General features: G+C 39.1%; 16 protein-coding genes. 5 read left to right on the top strand and 11 right to left on the bottom strand.

Annotation, left to right across the window (positions count from 1 at the left end; all coding sequences use genetic code 11):
* Positions 1-189: 189 nt before the first annotated feature.
* A complete protein-coding gene (locus tag AC1RFD_RS04380) occupies positions 190-681 on the top strand; it encodes a DinB family protein (protein WP_048390596.1) in 492 nt (163 codons plus the stop codon).
* 167 nt (positions 682-848) lie between these two features.
* Here the strand turns inward: AC1RFD_RS04380 and AC1RFD_RS04375 are convergent, their stop codons facing one another.
* The 7 genes from AC1RFD_RS04375 to nagZ form a co-directional block, all read right to left on the bottom strand.
* A complete protein-coding gene (locus AC1RFD_RS04375; protein WP_054548781.1) occupies positions 849-1,742 on the bottom strand; it encodes an SDR family oxidoreductase in 894 nt (297 codons plus the stop codon).
* A 286-nt stretch (positions 1,743-2,028) separates the two neighbouring features.
* Positions 2,029-2,967 carry an oxygen-dependent tRNA uridine(34) hydroxylase TrhO gene (gene trhO, locus AC1RFD_RS04370; RefSeq protein WP_054548782.1) on the bottom strand — a complete coding sequence of 313 codons (939 nt, stop codon included), beginning with the start codon at positions 2,965-2,967 and terminating at the stop codon, positions 2,029-2,031.
* A 165-nt stretch (positions 2,968-3,132) separates the two neighbouring features.
* Positions 3,133-3,561 (bottom strand): hypothetical protein, encoded by a 429-nt coding sequence (locus AC1RFD_RS04365; RefSeq protein ID WP_048390590.1) that lies wholly within the window; start codon positions 3,559-3,561, stop codon positions 3,133-3,135.
* A 169-nt stretch (positions 3,562-3,730) separates the two neighbouring features.
* A complete protein-coding gene (locus tag AC1RFD_RS04360; protein WP_036081191.1) occupies positions 3,731-4,912 on the bottom strand; it encodes a NupC/NupG family nucleoside CNT transporter in 1,182 nt (393 codons plus the stop codon).
* Between the two features lie 62 nt (positions 4,913-4,974).
* Positions 4,975-5,682 carry a purine-nucleoside phosphorylase gene (gene deoD / locus AC1RFD_RS04355; RefSeq protein ID WP_054548784.1) on the bottom strand — a complete coding sequence of 236 codons (708 nt, stop codon included), beginning with the start codon at positions 5,680-5,682 and terminating at the stop codon, positions 4,975-4,977.
* 203 nt (positions 5,683-5,885) lie between these two features.
* Entirely contained in the window at positions 5,886-7,322 is a 1,437-nt protein-coding gene (locus AC1RFD_RS04350) for an AcpB/EbpR/MafR family transcriptional regulator (RefSeq protein WP_066037507.1), read from the bottom strand.
* A 66-nt stretch (positions 7,323-7,388) separates the two neighbouring features.
* Positions 7,389-9,077, bottom strand: a complete 1,689-nt coding sequence (gene nagZ / locus AC1RFD_RS04345; RefSeq protein WP_492474540.1) for a beta-N-acetylhexosaminidase — start codon at positions 9,075-9,077, stop codon at positions 7,389-7,391.
* A 192-nt stretch (positions 9,078-9,269) separates the two neighbouring features.
* Between nagZ and AC1RFD_RS04340 the strand changes: the two genes are divergently transcribed.
* Positions 9,270-9,665 (top strand): hypothetical protein, encoded by a 396-nt coding sequence (locus AC1RFD_RS04340; protein ID WP_048390581.1) that lies wholly within the window; start codon positions 9,270-9,272, stop codon positions 9,663-9,665.
* Positions 9,666-9,874: 209 nt separating this feature from the next.
* Here the strand turns inward: AC1RFD_RS04340 and AC1RFD_RS04335 are convergent, their stop codons facing one another.
* The 4 genes from AC1RFD_RS04335 to AC1RFD_RS04320 form a co-directional block, all read right to left on the bottom strand.
* Positions 9,875-10,654, bottom strand: a complete 780-nt coding sequence (locus tag AC1RFD_RS04335; RefSeq protein ID WP_492474539.1) for a class I SAM-dependent methyltransferase — start codon at positions 10,652-10,654, stop codon at positions 9,875-9,877.
* 136 nt (positions 10,655-10,790) lie between these two features.
* Entirely contained in the window at positions 10,791-11,006 is a 216-nt protein-coding gene (locus tag AC1RFD_RS04330; protein WP_054548789.1) for a hypothetical protein, read from the bottom strand.
* 160 nt (positions 11,007-11,166) lie between these two features.
* Entirely contained in the window at positions 11,167-11,700 is a 534-nt protein-coding gene (locus AC1RFD_RS04325; protein WP_328011769.1) for a GNAT family N-acetyltransferase, read from the bottom strand.
* A 103-nt stretch (positions 11,701-11,803) separates the two neighbouring features.
* Positions 11,804-12,655: a GNAT family N-acetyltransferase gene (locus AC1RFD_RS04320; protein ID WP_492474538.1), complete on the bottom strand. Its 852-nt coding sequence runs from the start codon at positions 12,653-12,655 to the stop codon at positions 11,804-11,806.
* Between the two features lie 276 nt (positions 12,656-12,931).
* Between AC1RFD_RS04320 and AC1RFD_RS04315 the strand changes: the two genes are divergently transcribed.
* From AC1RFD_RS04315 to AC1RFD_RS04305, 3 genes are all read left to right on the top strand, one after another.
* Positions 12,932-14,104, top strand: coding sequence for a multidrug effflux MFS transporter (locus tag AC1RFD_RS04315; RefSeq protein WP_492474873.1), 1,173 nt, complete (start codon positions 12,932-12,934; stop codon positions 14,102-14,104).
* Positions 14,105-14,408: 304 nt separating this feature from the next.
* Positions 14,409-14,594, top strand: a complete 186-nt coding sequence (locus tag AC1RFD_RS04310; RefSeq protein WP_048390572.1) for an antitoxin VbhA family protein — start codon at positions 14,409-14,411, stop codon at positions 14,592-14,594.
* Positions 14,595-14,597: 3 nt separating this feature from the next.
* Entirely contained in the window at positions 14,598-15,302 is a 705-nt protein-coding gene (locus AC1RFD_RS04305) for a Fic/DOC family protein (protein ID WP_048390571.1), read from the top strand.
* Positions 15,303-15,524 lie beyond the last annotated feature (222 nt).

Raw genomic sequence — 15,524 nt, 5'->3', positions numbered from 1 at the left:
AATGTTAAGTAAAGTTTACTTTACATCACTACGTATGTCAAGCAAACTTTACAATTTGATTTTTAGTTAGATGAAATGGCAATGTCGAGTAAAGAACAACAAAATTCTATTACTATGTACTATTTTCGGAAAATTTGATAAATTAATAGTAAGGAATGTTTTGAGCGTTACAAAAAGGAGGTTATCCAAATGAGTAAAAAAGAGCTCTTGCAAAATGGAGTCAATCAGGTTTTTTACGAAGAGGAATGGTACCCACCGTTATCAGAAGCATTAAAGAATCTCACTGCTGCGCAAGCTAGTTGGCAACCAGAAGGAAATGCCGCTAATACGATATGGGAAAATGTAAACCATTTATTAATCTTTAAAGAGCGCTTACTTTCTCGCTTACATAAAGATGAGACATTTGTTGCTCCACAAAATAATGATGAAACGTTTGTCCAAGGCGGTGCTCATGATGAAGATGCTTGGCAAGAAACAGTGAATCGAACCCTTCACGTACATGATGCCCTACAATCTTCATTAGCATCCTTGCAAGAAGAGGCATTAGATCAACCTAGTCCCGCTCTTCCAGTTTGGCAACAATATCTAAATATCCTTTTGCACGACGCTTACCATACAGGACAAATTGTTCAACTTCGTAAACTACAAGGTTCATGGCCAGCTAAGCGCTCCTACTTATAAACGAGGATTCCAATTGGTGATTGAAAAGCAGATGCCCCCTTAAGTTAGAGACAAACTACTAACTTATAGGGGGCATATCATTTAATTCGTTTTCATTATCCATCTTAAGCTGTTTATCTACCATAATCAGTAGAACATCACTAATGTCGAGAGTGGTTTTAGTAAGTTTATAAGTCTATCGGCTTACCACCTGTCACTCCATAAATCTGACCCGTGATATAACTTCCTTCATCCGAGGCCAGAAGAACATAAACGGGTGCAAGCTCTACTGGCTGTCCCGCACGGCCGAGAGGAGTATTTTGACCAAACTCAGGTATTTCTCCTTCTAATTTCCCGTTATCTAGCTGAAGCGGCGTCCAAATCGGGCCAGGTGCAACACCATTGACACGGACACCTTTAGAAGCAAAGTACGAGGATAGGGATACCATAAAGTTGCTTATTGCACCTTTTGTCGCGGCATAATCCATTAAAGATGAGGATGGATCGAAAGATTGAACCGATGTGGTGGTGATAATTGCACTTCCTGGTTCCAAATGTTCTTCAGCAGCTTTTACGGTCTCGAACATGCTGATGATGTTTACTTTGAAAGTGTCTTGCACTTGTTTAATTGTTAAGTCACTTAGGGATGGCTGTGCGATCTGTTGCGCAGCATTTAATACAAGAATGTCCAATCCGCCAAAGGCTTCTACGGTTTTTGTAACAATCTCTGTCGCTGTGCCGTCTTCTCGCAAGTCATACGGTAGCAGTAATGCTTTTCTTCCTGCTTTTTCAATTAATTCTTTAACGACGTTGGCATCTTCCTCTTCACCAGGGAAGAATTGTATGGCTACATTGGCTCCTTCACGTGCATAGGCAATAGCGGCAGCACGGCCAATCCCAGAATCGCCTCCTGTAATTAAGGCATTGCGCCCTTCTAAACGATTGTATCCTTTATATGATTCTTCTCCGCAGTCAGGTTTGGGGATCATTCCATGCTGTAGCGCTGGCGTGTTCTGTTCCTGATTTGGGAATTTTTCGGTATGAAATTTTTTACGTGGATCGGTTAGATGTGGGTTTCCCATCAGCTATCATCTCCTATTTTGATTAATTAGTGACAAACACTTTGTGTGCTTACACTGTTACATTTTGTTGAATACCCTCTGAACATTTACTTTAAACAGCATCAGATTCTTCCGCCCTTCCACCAATGATGGAGTCATTTACATTTTCCTTACAAAAGAAAAAACACCCTATATAAGCGAGCAGACTAGTCCACTGTTGAAATGGATAGTTTGAACACTTACATTGAGTGTTTGAAGAACCTCTATAAAGTAGGTTATGAAAGATATTTAATAACGCTTTGTTTGTTTAAATTAACGCCTCAATTGCTTGAGCTACTTGCTCTTCTGTTAAATTGTGACGCACGATGTAGCGATTGCGCGCATGCTTTGTACATTCGATTGTACAGCCACCTAAATGCTTTGCTTCATTTTCTTCAGATGCGATGATTTGCTTGTTACATTCAGGATTTGCACAGTTAATGTAGCGTTCACAAGGTTCACCGTCATAGTGATCACGACCGACAATCACATGCTCTACTTGATTGATTGGCACCGTTAAACGCTCATCGAAAACGTACATTTGCCCATCCCATAATTGACCTTTCGCCACAGGATCTTTTCCATATGTTGCTACACCACCATGTAATTGACCGACATTGCCAAAGCCTTCACGTTTCATCCAACCCGAAAACTTCTCACAACGAATACCACCCGTGCAATATGTTAAAACATTTTTCCCTTCGAATAGCTCACGGTTTGCACGGACCCATTCTGGTGTATCACGGAAATTTTTTACCTCTGGTCGAATCGCGCCACGAAAATGGCCGACATCGTATTCATACGTGTTACGCACATCTAATACTACTGTATTTTCATCTTGCATTTCAGCAAGGAATTGTTCTGGTGACAGGTAGCGACCTGTTAATTCATGTGGGTTGACGTCTTCTTCTAAGCCTAAGTTGACTAACTCAGGACGTGGGCGAACGTGCATTTTTTTGAATGCATGTCCTTCTGCCGCATCAATTTTAAAGACAATGCCTTCGAATAATGGGTCTGCTTGCATGTTTGCCATATATTGCTCTGTTTGCTCAATCGTCCCCGAAACAGTCCCGTTAATGCCCTCATTGGCTACTAAAATACGACCTTTTAAACCGATTTCTTTACACATTTCTAAGTGCGTTGCTGAAAACGTCTCTGGGTCTTCAATCTTCGTGTAATGGTAATATAATAAAACTCGATAATTCATTGTTTTCCACCTATCATTTCAATATTTGCAGGATATTCCTGATAGTGTCTTTTACGACCTATTAACCATAAAGGATAATCCGTTAATATGCTATCGGTAATTAGACTGAAATGAGTAGAAATAATTTTCCATATGCCGCTAGATAAAAAAAGACACATTCATTCGTTAAACAAATTTTATATTTTTCTTCACCGCATTTTCTACTAAAGCATAGAGTAAACTCGCAATACCAAAAATAAGCATCGAATTGATAATACTTAAATTATATTCTTCTATAAATCGCGAATCATAAATGATTACGAAAGAAAAAGCCCCTATTGCCCCACCAAATAAAGTGAAGGTAACCACTTTAAACAGCCAATTTTTCATAAAACGACTCACAATAAATGTTAGCGGTAAAAACGAAATCGGATAGAGAATAAAAGCAAAAGAGCCCATTAAGAACATATAGCCAACGCCTAAATCACGAAATCCCGTCATATATTCTGATGTCCTGATTTTTCTTCCTTCTAAAACTTCTAAGCCAAATCCAGCTAAGGCAAACAGCACTATAAAAGGTATCCACATGATTAAACAATGATAGAAAGTTTTCATTCTTATCCTTCCCCTTATAAATTTTTACTATTGGTACAATTCAACCTCTTAATAGATCAAACGAAAATCATGGAAGAAAGTTACAATGTTTCTCACCTGACAAAAGATCAAAAAAAAGCATATTTTAGGGATTGATACGCCTAAAATATGCACCTCTCATTTCTTCTCTTTAAAACACAATCCCAATAATGATGGCTGATAGAACACTTACAAGTGAGGCACCGTATAGCAATTTTAATCCAAAGCGTGCCACTACATTGCCTTGCTTTTCATTTAACCCTTTTACGGCACCTACAATGGTACCAATTGAGCCAAAGTTAGCAAAGGATATGAGGAATACAGAGACAATCGCTGCTGTACGCTCACTGAAGCTATCTTGGATTTTAACGAAGTCCAGCATGGCAACGAATTCATTTGCCACAAGCTTTGTCGCCATGATACTCCCTGCATTCACAGCTTCATGCCAAGGTACACCCATGACAAACGCAATTGGGGCAAAGACATAGCCTAGAAAACCTTGGAATGTGATACCGAAAATACCATTAAACACACCATTAATGAGGGCAATTAACCCAACAAAGCCTACTAACATAACCCCGACGATGATGGCTACCTTAAAACCGTCCATAATGTATTCGCCTAGCATTTCAAAAAACGTTTGCTTTTCACCTTCTTGCACTTCGATTATATCTTCCTCCGCTTGTACTTCATACGGGTTAATGATTGAGGCCACGATAAAACCACCAAACAAGTTTAATATGAGAGCTGCCACTACATACTTTGGCTCTAGCATCGTCATATAAGAGCCCACAATGGACATCGATACCGTTGACATCGCAGAAGCACATAAGGTATAAAGCCGATGCTTTGGTAAAAAGCCGATTTGATTTTTCACTGAAATGAATACTTCATTTTGCCCTACGATTGCCGCTGCAACCGCATTATAGGATTCTAGTTTTCCCATGCCATTGATTTTACTTAATACGAAACCTATATATTTAATCATAAACGGTAGAATTTTATAATGTTGCAATATGCCGATGATGGCTGACATAAAGACGATTGGCATTAAAACATAGAGGAAAAATGTATGTGCACCCTCATTCGCCATCCCACCAAATACAAAATTTGTGCCCTCATTGGCATATTCAAGTAGTTTTGCAAAGCTATCAGCAAATCCTTTAATTAAAAATTCCCCAATACCTGTTTTCAGTAATAGAAACCCTAAAACAAGCTGGATAACAATCATCACAATGATTGGGCGGTATTTAATCTTTTTCTTATTATTACTTGCAAGCCATGCTAAAAATAGCACGAGTAGTAGACCTACTATCGAAATAATATAATGCATGCTGTCCCCTCCGTAACGAACAATGTTTTCAAATGCTTTTTCTTCCCATCCCATGCAATCCCTTACGCATCGATGATTGTATGAAGAGCAATGTCCACCATATCAAAAAAGGATTTTTCACTTTCCTCGTGCGTTAAGCTTTCATTTGTTAATAGTTGACTACCTACCGTCAAAATAGACAATGCCTTTACTCCATATTTTGCGGCTAACGTATAGAGGGCGGTGCTTTCCATTTCTACCCCTAAAACACCGAATTCCATAAACTTATGAAGCCTGTCTAATGTTTCACGATAAAATTCATCTGAATTATAAATATTGCCAACAAACACATTGCCTTTTTTCCCTTGCGCTCGTTGAAACGCTTTCATTAATAAGGAAAAATCCGCAATTGGTGCGTAATTATTGCCGTAGAAAATTTTCTCCGTCAAATTGCTGTCTGAAGACACTGCTTGGGCTAGAATGATATCGCGGATTTGAATGTCCTTTTGCATCGCGCCACATGTGCCAATACGAATCAATTTTTTCACGCCATAATCGTTAACCAATTCAGTACCGTAAATACTCATCGATGGATTCCCCATGCCCGTCCCCTGCACGGAAATCGGTACACCTTTGAACGTTCCTGTATACCCATACATTCCTCTCACTTCGTTATAGCAATAGACATTCTCTAAAAAATGCTCTGCTACAAATCTTGCACGTAAAGGGTCTCCAGGCAGCAAGACACGCTCAGCTATTTCTCCCTTTTTTGCTCCTAAATGTCTACTCATTTTCATTCCTCCAAAAACTTGTCATTTATCTCCAATCCAATTAGGTAACCGTTTTCATTTACCAATAAAAAATACCCACAGCCATTTCCAAAACTACTTCTTTTACAAGAAATCTGTTCAGAAACTACTATGAGTATAAGGTTTAATAATCCTGACAAACTAGACCAGATTGTTACGTTGTGTACGGGAAATAATTGACCAAATTACCGAAGCAATTCTTGACGAATATTATCTAAGTCCCTTTTGGTAGGAATAGTAGATATAATAACAACCGGCACTGTCGTTAAGGCAACGGGAAAATTACTTATGACAAAATCAATGTGATGCTGCTGTACCATCTCATCCGTTAACCCCTTCATAATAGAAGTATTAATAATCAGCTGGTCCCCAATTTCATTCTTAATTAAATTGGCGATATAATGGCGGATTGAAAATTCCTCTCCAATAACCAAGAAGGCTCGTTTACTTTTATAACGTAGCCCTGAACGAACAAGCAAGGTAAGCTTGGTTAAATGAAAGTCATTATACAGGATAGAAGGGTACGCTTTTTTCCATGTTTGCATACAGACCTGCATATCTTGGTAAATTTGCTGACATTCAATTTGAACATAGTTTGTTAAATTACTTTTTGAAATCATCAGCCATTCAGGGATGGCATTATCGATTAAAAGCTTGTCTAAAAACTCATATACCTCCAAGCTAAACCGCTCATTCATATGTAGATTAGGGTAAACCTTTGCCAATAAGGTGAACAACTGCTGCGCCATTTGATCAATTTCTTTATTTTTATATAATTCGATTTCCTTCATTGGCGTCATGTCTGATCCTTCATAATAATGATATTGGCTTAGACTAAATAGAGATTGCATAAAAAACAATTCACGCTTTGGTAATTCAATCGAAAATTTTTCTTCCAGTGCCTGTGCAAAGTCTTTTACTGGCAAATAGAACATTCCTCTTTCCCAGGCGTAATCATCCTCCGTAATTTTGACATAGTTCCCCTTTCGTACTCTTTCCAAGACAATCGCCACTAAAAAGGATAATTTCCTCTTGGAGTTAATAAAATAAACAATGCTTTGCTCATGCTCTATTTGCGTGATGCATTGATTGATAAAATCAAAGTCACTATTGATAAATGGCCATCCTGTATACTCATAGGCATCACCATATAATTTCCAATAAAAGTAGCGGATATTCAATTCATTTCCCTTTACGGCGGGCGTCGAGTATGTAATGCGTAGCTTATACGGCTTCAAATCATGATTATTTAGTTGCGTAATCAGCTTCTTCAACGAGGAAGTGCTCATAAACATCGCCTCTGCTAGCTCCTCCATCGAATAAGGTTGCCCATTGATAAACAATAAGTGCATGAAGCGATAGAAGATGGTTTGCCTGAACATGCTCGAAAGCACTTCACTAACGGTTGTACTTCGCCCATCTCGTTGTAGAAAAATTCCCTTTCCTCTAGATACGTCAATCGTCATTGTTGCTGGTAATTGCCGATTGATCTCTTCTACGAGCTTCCGTATGGTCTTATCTGAAATATGTAAGCTTTTTTCAACCTCCCCTAAAGTAAACCATCTTTGTTCAGAATCTAGTAACAGTAATAATTGACTAGCTAATTTGAATTCCTTATCCACGTTCTCACCCTATCCATCATTCACAAAAAGGAACATACACTGGTAGCTGTATGTCCCTTTTTGCGTTTATTTCATATACGTATTCAAAACTTTTTCGATGTCCGTATTAAGCTTGTTGATATCAACTGCTGGCACGGGCTGATTGACAAGCTGATATTTTTCTTTTAGTTTTAGGATTCTTTGGACACTTTCATTGATGCGTTCCTCTGTTATTTCCCCATTGCTGACGGCTACCTTCACCGCTTCTATCGCTGCTGTAATATTGGCATATTCATGAGCGATTAAAATAATATCACTACCAGCCTTGATTGAATCGACAGCTGCTTGCCCAATCGCATAATGATTCGTGATGGCCTTCATCGTCATATCATCAGTCATCACAACACCGTCAAAGCCCAGCTGCTTTCTTAGCATACCCGTGATAATTTCCTTCGACATGGAGGAAGGATACTGGGGATCGATCTTTGGCAATAAAATATGTGCGACCATGACGACATCTGCACCATTGTTAATGGCCTCTTTAAATGGGACAAGCTCTAGCTGATTCAAATCGTTCAAGCTTTTTGTCACCTTTGGCAATTCTAAGTGGGAGTCCACAGATGTGTCACCATGCCCAGGGAAATGTTTCACGACAGGAATAACCTGCTCCGACTCCAGACCTTTCATTGTTTGAATGCCCAATTTGCTGACGATAGCTGGATCATTGGAAAACGAACGATCCCCGATAATTGGATTATTCGGATTGCTATTGACATCTAATACAGGCGCAAAGTCCAGATTGAAGCCAAATGCCTTTAATTGCTCCCCTAATAATTGGCCTACTTCAAATGAAAACTTGGATTGGTTAATGTCCCCAATTTTTCGGTTCGTTGGGAAATTTTTTAAAGCGCCTGGTAATCTGACTACTTTTCCACCCTCTTGGTCGGTGCCAAGGAAAAGTGGTAGCTGATTATTCGAATTGGCAGCCATTAAGTCATTCATCAATGTGACCGTTTGCTGGGGTGTTTCAAGATTATTGCCATAAAGAATTAAACCACCTACTTTAGCCTTTTGAATAAGGCTTATTGTCTCCTGCTGAAGCGTCGTACCTGAAACACCTGCAAACATCATTTGACCGATTTTCTCGTCCAATGTCATTTGTTCCACCGTATCTGGCGCTTGTGGCTTCAGTTCCGTATAGACCGAAATATGATGAACAGTAGGATTGGCATCACTGTCAATCGGTTTCGGTAAAATCCACTTTAATTGATAGCTGGCATTTACTTGGTAGACAAGAATAATTTGATCGGTTGAAGGATCCTGATAGTAACGAACTTCATCAGGTTCACCCAACTTATTTTTAATATCTGCTAAACGAATGCTTTTGATATTCTCTTTCGATGAACGGATATCGAAGGCCTGTGAACCTCGATAACCAATCGTCACATCCTCGTAATTTTCATATTGTCCATTGGCGGATTCAGTAACCTGCTGCGGTTCTCCCCATTGCTCACGAACCGCTTGTTGTTCTGTATCTCCTGCTGCAAATGGCACATCAGGTACTTTTCCTTCTCGCGCGAATTGAGCAATATCCTGAATGAGGATATCTATATTGTCTGAACCACCTTCCTGTTCGGACGCATCCTCTTGAACGGGCGTTGTCTCAGGATTTCTAGTCGGTAGTGTGACTGGCCTCACTTTCATGCCGATAAAAAAGGCTAGACCCATTAACATCAGCACAAGAACTAGCAGCACACCACGTCTTCTTTTATGCATGTAAAAACCTCCTTCACCAAGCCATTTGGCGACATCGAAACAAATCTATCAACTAACGTTATCATAACTGCCACCTGAATTCAAAGCTCACGCTGTGAACAGAATCGCAGCCTTCAATAGAAAATATTATCGTAAGCTAGCAAAAATGCAAAAGAAGATGTTAAAATATTCACATAAAGGGGGATATAACACATGGGGAAATTAAGTAAAAGAAATATACTGTGGATTGTGCCAATCGGTATCTTAGCGGTATTTTGGTACTTCTATGGTCCACAAAAGGATATTACAGACAATGAATATATTACATACGTAAAAAACTATTCCTATGAAAATAGCGCAAAAACTTTGGAGAGTGCCTTTGCCTCTGCCTGTGAAAATCCATATTGGGTCTATTTTGAAACACAAAAGGGACAGGATGTTGTAGAGTTTGAGGGTGATTGCACGGTGAACAATGAAGTAGCCAAGGTCAATGTACAGTTTCTGGTAGACAACGACATCACAAGTGTTCAATCAGGTGCAATGCTTGTCGATAGTAAAATGCAGGAAGAAGCAGACCGCGATGAATTTTTGCTAGCACTTGCTAAATAATCCCTTATAGTGATGCTATAAGGGTTTTCTCTGGGAAAGCGGATAAAATGTGCAAAGTAGTGGATAGCAATCCTAAAGTGATGGATAGAAAGTTAAAAGTGGCGGATAGATCCTGTAAATTGACGGATAGCTCTGAGAAAGCGGAGTAAGATTTTGATGCTGCAATCGAATAAAAATGGAGAGGTTTGATCCTCTCCAGAAGGTGGTTATTATTTTTTCTTGGCGATCCAAATCGTCCATCGATCCTTTTCAATGATGGAACCTTCAGTGGTAATTGCATTCCTTATATGCTCAAGAAGGGACGATAATTGGATGTCATTTAACTCATGTAATAGACTACGCCCCACTCTACCTTGTAAATCAGCCAATAATTGCTCCTTATTAGCATAGACCTGTCTCGTCTCCCATAGTTTGAGTTCACTAATTTCTTGAAAGCCTACTTCTTGTAAGCTTTCTGTCACCAACTGACTATTGTGTCTGCGCTCTACCTCCTTTTGAATAAGCGAAGGAAAACTTTCAAAGAAATAGCCCCTTATATGATGAGCATCCCCTGGAAGTAAGCAATCCTCTGGGGTGCGATCCTGTACGATAAAATAACCGCCGTGCTGTAAAAGCCGAAATGCCTCTTGAAAGCATGCTTTGACATCTTGTATATGATGAATTAAGGCTCGTTCAAGCACGATATCAAAAGTATCCCCTGCAAGCCCTGTATTGAAAGCATTTCCTTGAACAAATGTGATTTGCGGATATGCTCGACAATTTTCTTTCGCTCCGTCTAGCATGGCTAGTGAAAAGTCTACACCTGTTACAGATGCCACCCCCATATCGACAAGTGCCTTGGCATAAATCCCTCCGCCACAGCCGATATCTACTGCCTTTCCCATACTAGGAAAAGGAATATGTTTCGCTAATGCTGCCTTCCATGAGCTATCTGCCTGTCTAGTTGTATAAGACGTACGATGTTGCTGATTATGGAAATCAATCCCCATTCTCTTCACCCTCCCCTTTTATTTTAGTGTACTAGTAGATCACCCATAAGAAAAATCTATAATTATTATAAAAATACATAAGCTTACCTTATCAAACGAAAAACCCATGCTGGGATATGCATGGGTTGAGCTACCATTAACTATTTCTAGTAGGATGGGAGGACTTTAATATGGTCCGTTCAATTATTCTAATTTCGTTATTTAGTTTTGTAATCGCCGCTTCAATTTGTTGATAGCGCTCCATCCGCTTGACCTTCTCTGTTGGAAGGGAATCCTTTAAAGCAGCCTGTCCCGCGTATAAGCTTGACAGTAAATCTAGCTTTTGAAAATAAGCTGTGCTATATTGCTCCATAACACCCAGCCCCTCATCTGTTACTTTTTTACACGAACTTATGAATTGTTGTTCATATAAGAACTATAACCGAAAAAAGCAGCCTCAAAACTCCATCTAAATTATTATTTATTATCCATTTCCAAGTAAATGATTATTCTATAAAAGCGCTAAAGCTACGTTATTCATATTTTTTTAACAAAGAATAGATAAATGTATCATGTGCTTGTCCCTTTTGATACATATAGTCCCTCAATATGCCTTCCTGTTGGAATCCAAGCTGAATTAAAAGCTTGGAAGATGCCTCATTCTCTAAAAAAACAACGGCTCCAATCCGGTTTAAGTTCATATCCCCAAAACCATATGCAATTACTTTCTGCACAGCTTCTTTTGTATAACCCTGCCGCCAGTAATCAGGATGAATTTCATAGCCAATTTCTGCTCGTTGATGTGCCGCCGACCATAGATGGAAGCCAACTGTACCAATCACTTCATTCGAATCTTTTCGTTCAATTCCCCAACGAATCCCACGCTTTTCCTCAAAATTTTTAGCAAATTGCTTAATTAACTGCTCAGCCTGCTGTGTGTCAGTAAAAGGCTCCTGCCCATAATAGCGTGTTAAAGCCTCATTGGAAAAGCAACGAAAAATCGCAGGAACATCCTCCTCTGTGAGTTCTCTTAACCTAAGTCTTGCTGTTTCTAATTCTGGAAACATGCTGTTCCCCTCCTCTACCATCCATATCATTCTCTACTCTTCCTTCAAAATCCTTTTTTGACAATACAAACGTGCAAACCCCAAAGTAGGCTTGCACGTTTGATTATCCGAAAGCTTGTGCTGCTAGAGCATATAATGTTTGATTTCTTGGAGGTATTTTTTTGGCATTACGGATCATGACAGGTGGCGTGGCAGCCATCGTAAAACCACTTTGTTGTAAAATTGGACCAAGCTCCTTTTGAACAGATGGACAGTCGATACGTAATTTCCCCTGATAGCCCTTAGCCAATTCACTGATAATATGATGCGCTATTTCTTTACTTGGCGCGACGATTGGTCCTAAAAGTAGATAAATTGGCCCCGCGATTGTTAAGCCATAGCCAATCATTTGGTTGTCTTGATTTTTGATAACAACACAGCGCTGTGACTGCTGTATTCTTTTACGCAAAAAGATTCTTCTACTATCCCCAAAGGCTGCTGCATCAAGTTGGGCCAGCTGTTCAAAATCCTGTTCTTGAAATTCTTTGATGGTACCTAAAAAATCGGCTTTGCTGGTCGTCTCAACATATTTGTCTGCCAAATATTTATGTACATGCTCAACAGTCGTGAAGCCCATTTTTTGATATAAAGGTTGTCCTTCTATTGTAGCTACGAGCATAATCGCTGTTTCCGCTGAAACACTATCGATACAGGCTTGTGTAACAATTCTACCTAAGCCAAAACCTCTGCATTGCTCATGCACAATCACCATGCCAATGGAAGCTACATTTGTGTCGTAGGGAATAATAGCTGCACAGGAAACAATTTTTCCTTCCATATTTTTATGTCCAACTATTCTACCTGCTGCCATAATCGTTTCAATTTCGTAGGCATCGTAATCCCATCCAACGGAAGCTGATAGCTCGATTAATCCCTGAATATCACTAGAAGTAAATAAAGTTAGCTCAAAATTCAATTAGATACACCCTCTCAAAAGAACATATGTTCCATTTTACAAAATTCCCCTTCCATATACAAGCAATATCTCTTAGCTTTAGCAATTATTACTATATAATTATTGTAAAATAGCCTATAATAGTTGCTAGACTATGCACTCCTACTTCAAGCATATAAAGGTGATTTCAACATGACATCCTATGAACGTATTCTTATAATGGTCCCGCCGTTTCCCTAGCTACGCAATCTACTTGAAACTAACAAAGTAGAATTTTGCTTGTAGGAGGGCAATATGTTGAAAAAACAGGCAGTACCATCTTTATTATTAATGATTGTTCTTGTGGCTTTTCCACAAATTAGTGAAACAATATACACACCATCACTTCCGGATATTGCCGCTGCACTTGAAGTAGCCAATAGCTCTGTCCAATTAACATTAAGTATCTATTTTATTGGCTTTGCGTTCGGCGTTTTCTGCTGGGGATGGATTTCTGATTTTATTGGCCGTAGACCTGCCATGCTAGGTGGTTTAATTTTTTATGGAATAGGTAGCCTACTCTGCTTTTACGCAGAGACAATCCCTTTTCTATTAGCAAGTCGATTGCTACAAGCATTCGGCGCTGCAACTGGCTCCATTATTACGCAAACCATTTTGCGTGAAAGTGTGACGGGAAGCCAACGCCATGCTATGTTTGCTCAAATTTCAGCCGTCATTGCCTTTACCCCAGCTATAGGGCCGTTAATTGGTGGTTGGGTGGATCAAGCACTAGGCTTTCGAGCCGTGTTTTTTGTCCTTGTCATCATGAGTATCCTGTTGTTTATCTATGCTTATTGCAGACTTCCAGAAACAACCAATCCTGCAACAAGACAAAGAACAGCGATTTGGCCTGTCGTCAAACGCATTTTTGCTTCACCCATCGTGCTTGTCTATGGGCTACTAATAGGAGGCATTAATGGTGTTCTATTTAGCTACTATGCCGAAGCACCCTTTATATTCATCGAGCATTTCCAGCTGTCACCTGGCCTGTACGGATTTCTTGGCATTATCGTTGCCCTTGCTTCCATAATTGGGGCTATGATTTCAAAGCGACTCGTCATCAGCCATTCGCCACAAAAAATCATCCATGTTGGCTGTTTGGTAATGCTTGGTGGCACTTTGCTTTTGACCATCGTTTGTACCCTTCCATTGCACGCGAGCATGATGGCCATTGGTATGCTGATTACTATTTTTATCACACTGCTAGGCTCGGGCATCGCACTTCCTAATTGCTTAAGTTTAGCGTTAGTAGATTTTCAGGATGTGATTGGCACAGCAGGCGCTATCTTTAGTCTCGGCTATTACTTACTCGTCAGTGCCATCACATCTGGTATGAGCTTACTGCATAACGGTTCTTTACTGACAATGCCACTTTATTTCTTAGGTCTATCCTTGATAATGTGGCTTTGCGGGAGAAAGTTTATTCGATAATGGAAGAAAGCGGGCTTCCAATCGCTATCGCTTTTAGATAGATGAAAGACTAGAACAAAACCTCTTCTCCGAATAGAAAAAGTGGGTGAAATTTTACTCTTCGTAAAATTTCACCCGCTTTGATTATAGGATAGCCTAGCTCTAAATTTTTCCCACTGGCACCTATTGAATTTTCTCACTCAAAGTGTAAATACTTAATGACAAAGATTGAACTATGTCAGTAGGCATCGTGCAGTGATCTAACTATCTCCTGATGCATAAAACTGATATAATAGATATACCATTAAAGTGAGGGGTGTTATTTATGAAAGAAAATTCATCCTTAGAACGTAAAAAGCAAGTGCAATTCGCAGTTGGTATGGCTGCCATTGACGGTGGAAAACCGAGCGCATTTACACAGAACCTCTTAAACCAATATGAAAATGGTCAAGTATCATCCAGCCAATTGAAACAAGCGATTGTTGAAAAATATACAAGGGCTTCACAGTAGTTTATGGATCCATATATTTATCCTAATACAAATGTCTTAATCAACAAATTAAATATTCGAGATGAACAGCAATTGATTGACGTTGAAGCACAACTGTTAATCGCTGGGATTATAGATATTTCTTCTATCACGCATGAGATTGACTTCCAAAAATATAAAAGTCTCCAAAAGATTCATCACTTCCTTTTTCATGAGCTATATTTATGGGCAGGAGAATTCCGCACAGTCAATATTTATAAAAGCGAACATGTTTTAAGTGGATTATCTGTTGCTTATAGTGATAAAGATCACATTGTATCTGATTTAAAAACTATTTTCAGTTGGTCTAAATCTAAGCAATGGAAGTATTCTAATCCTCTCCTTGTTGAGGACTTTTCTTCATTTATGACAAAACTTTGGCGTGTTCATCCTTTCCGAGAAGGAAATACACGAACGGTATCGATTTTCATGAAGCTTTTTGCTGAAGCAAATAGGCTAGACTTCAATGCTCAATTGCTCTCACAGTATGCAGGATATTTACGAAATGCACTAGTTCTTGCAGCAGTAGAAGAAGCTCCGGAACCACAATATTTATTGAAGATGATGACAGATGCTCTGGATGTAGCTGATTTCAATAAATTCAAGGCTGACGATGAAACGTCTAATTATCAAGTAATTGGGCGTTATGATGTTTCCAAGTATAAAGAAAAGCCCTTTGAAACGGATTAAGGAATGATTTATTTACAGATTTAATACGCTAAAAAGGATGGTGATTTGTAATTGAATCATCATCCTTTATATATATATTTCGCAAATGGGATCAATTAATTCATTTAAAACCTTTTACTCTTAGAAAAATCACCTCCTAATTGAAATTTAGTTTTTAACCCCATATTCAATCGAAGGTGTATTTTTTTATTTGTCTATACTGTTGAGGTCAGTCCTCAACAT

The sequence above is a fragment of the Lysinibacillus sp. GW823-FHT02G10 genome, assembly GCF_058797135.1.
Note: the sequence above shows the minus strand (reverse complement) of the source record. Positions and strands in the feature narration are given on the sequence as shown.

What these genes read in the sequence shown, in the direction of transcription:
- AC1RFD_RS04380 (WP_048390596.1), top strand. Translation starts at nt 190, where the DNA reads ATGAGTAAAAAAGAGCTCTTGCAAAATGGAGTCAATCAGGTTTTTTAC.
- AC1RFD_RS04375 (WP_054548781.1), bottom strand. Translation starts at nt 1,742, where the DNA reads ATGGGAAACCCACATCTAACCGATCCACGTAAAAAATTTCATACCGAA.
- trhO (WP_054548782.1), bottom strand. Translation starts at nt 2,967, where the DNA reads ATGAATTATCGAGTTTTATTATATTACCATTACACGAAGATTGAAGAC.
- AC1RFD_RS04365 (WP_048390590.1), bottom strand. Translation starts at nt 3,561, where the DNA reads ATGAAAACTTTCTATCATTGTTTAATCATGTGGATACCTTTTATAGTG.
- AC1RFD_RS04360 (WP_036081191.1), bottom strand. Translation starts at nt 4,912, where the DNA reads ATGCATTATATTATTTCGATAGTAGGTCTACTACTCGTGCTATTTTTA.
- deoD (WP_054548784.1), bottom strand. Translation starts at nt 5,682, where the DNA reads ATGAGTAGACATTTAGGAGCAAAAAAGGGAGAAATAGCTGAGCGTGTC.
- nagZ (WP_492474540.1), bottom strand. Translation starts at nt 9,077, where the DNA reads ATGCATAAAAGAAGACGTGGTGTGCTGCTAGTTCTTGTGCTGATGTTA.
- AC1RFD_RS04340 (WP_048390581.1), top strand. Translation starts at nt 9,270, where the DNA reads ATGGGGAAATTAAGTAAAAGAAATATACTGTGGATTGTGCCAATCGGT.
- AC1RFD_RS04335 (WP_492474539.1), bottom strand. Translation starts at nt 10,654, where the DNA reads ATGGGGATTGATTTCCATAATCAGCAACATCGTACGTCTTATACAACT.
- AC1RFD_RS04330 (WP_054548789.1), bottom strand. Translation starts at nt 11,006, where the DNA reads ATGGAGCAATATAGCACAGCTTATTTTCAAAAGCTAGATTTACTGTCA.
- AC1RFD_RS04325 (WP_328011769.1), bottom strand. Translation starts at nt 11,700, where the DNA reads ATGTTTCCAGAATTAGAAACAGCAAGACTTAGGTTAAGAGAACTCACA.
- AC1RFD_RS04310 (WP_048390572.1), top strand. Translation starts at nt 14,409, where the DNA reads ATGAAAGAAAATTCATCCTTAGAACGTAAAAAGCAAGTGCAATTCGCA.
- AC1RFD_RS04305 (WP_048390571.1), top strand. Translation starts at nt 14,598, where the DNA reads ATGGATCCATATATTTATCCTAATACAAATGTCTTAATCAACAAATTA.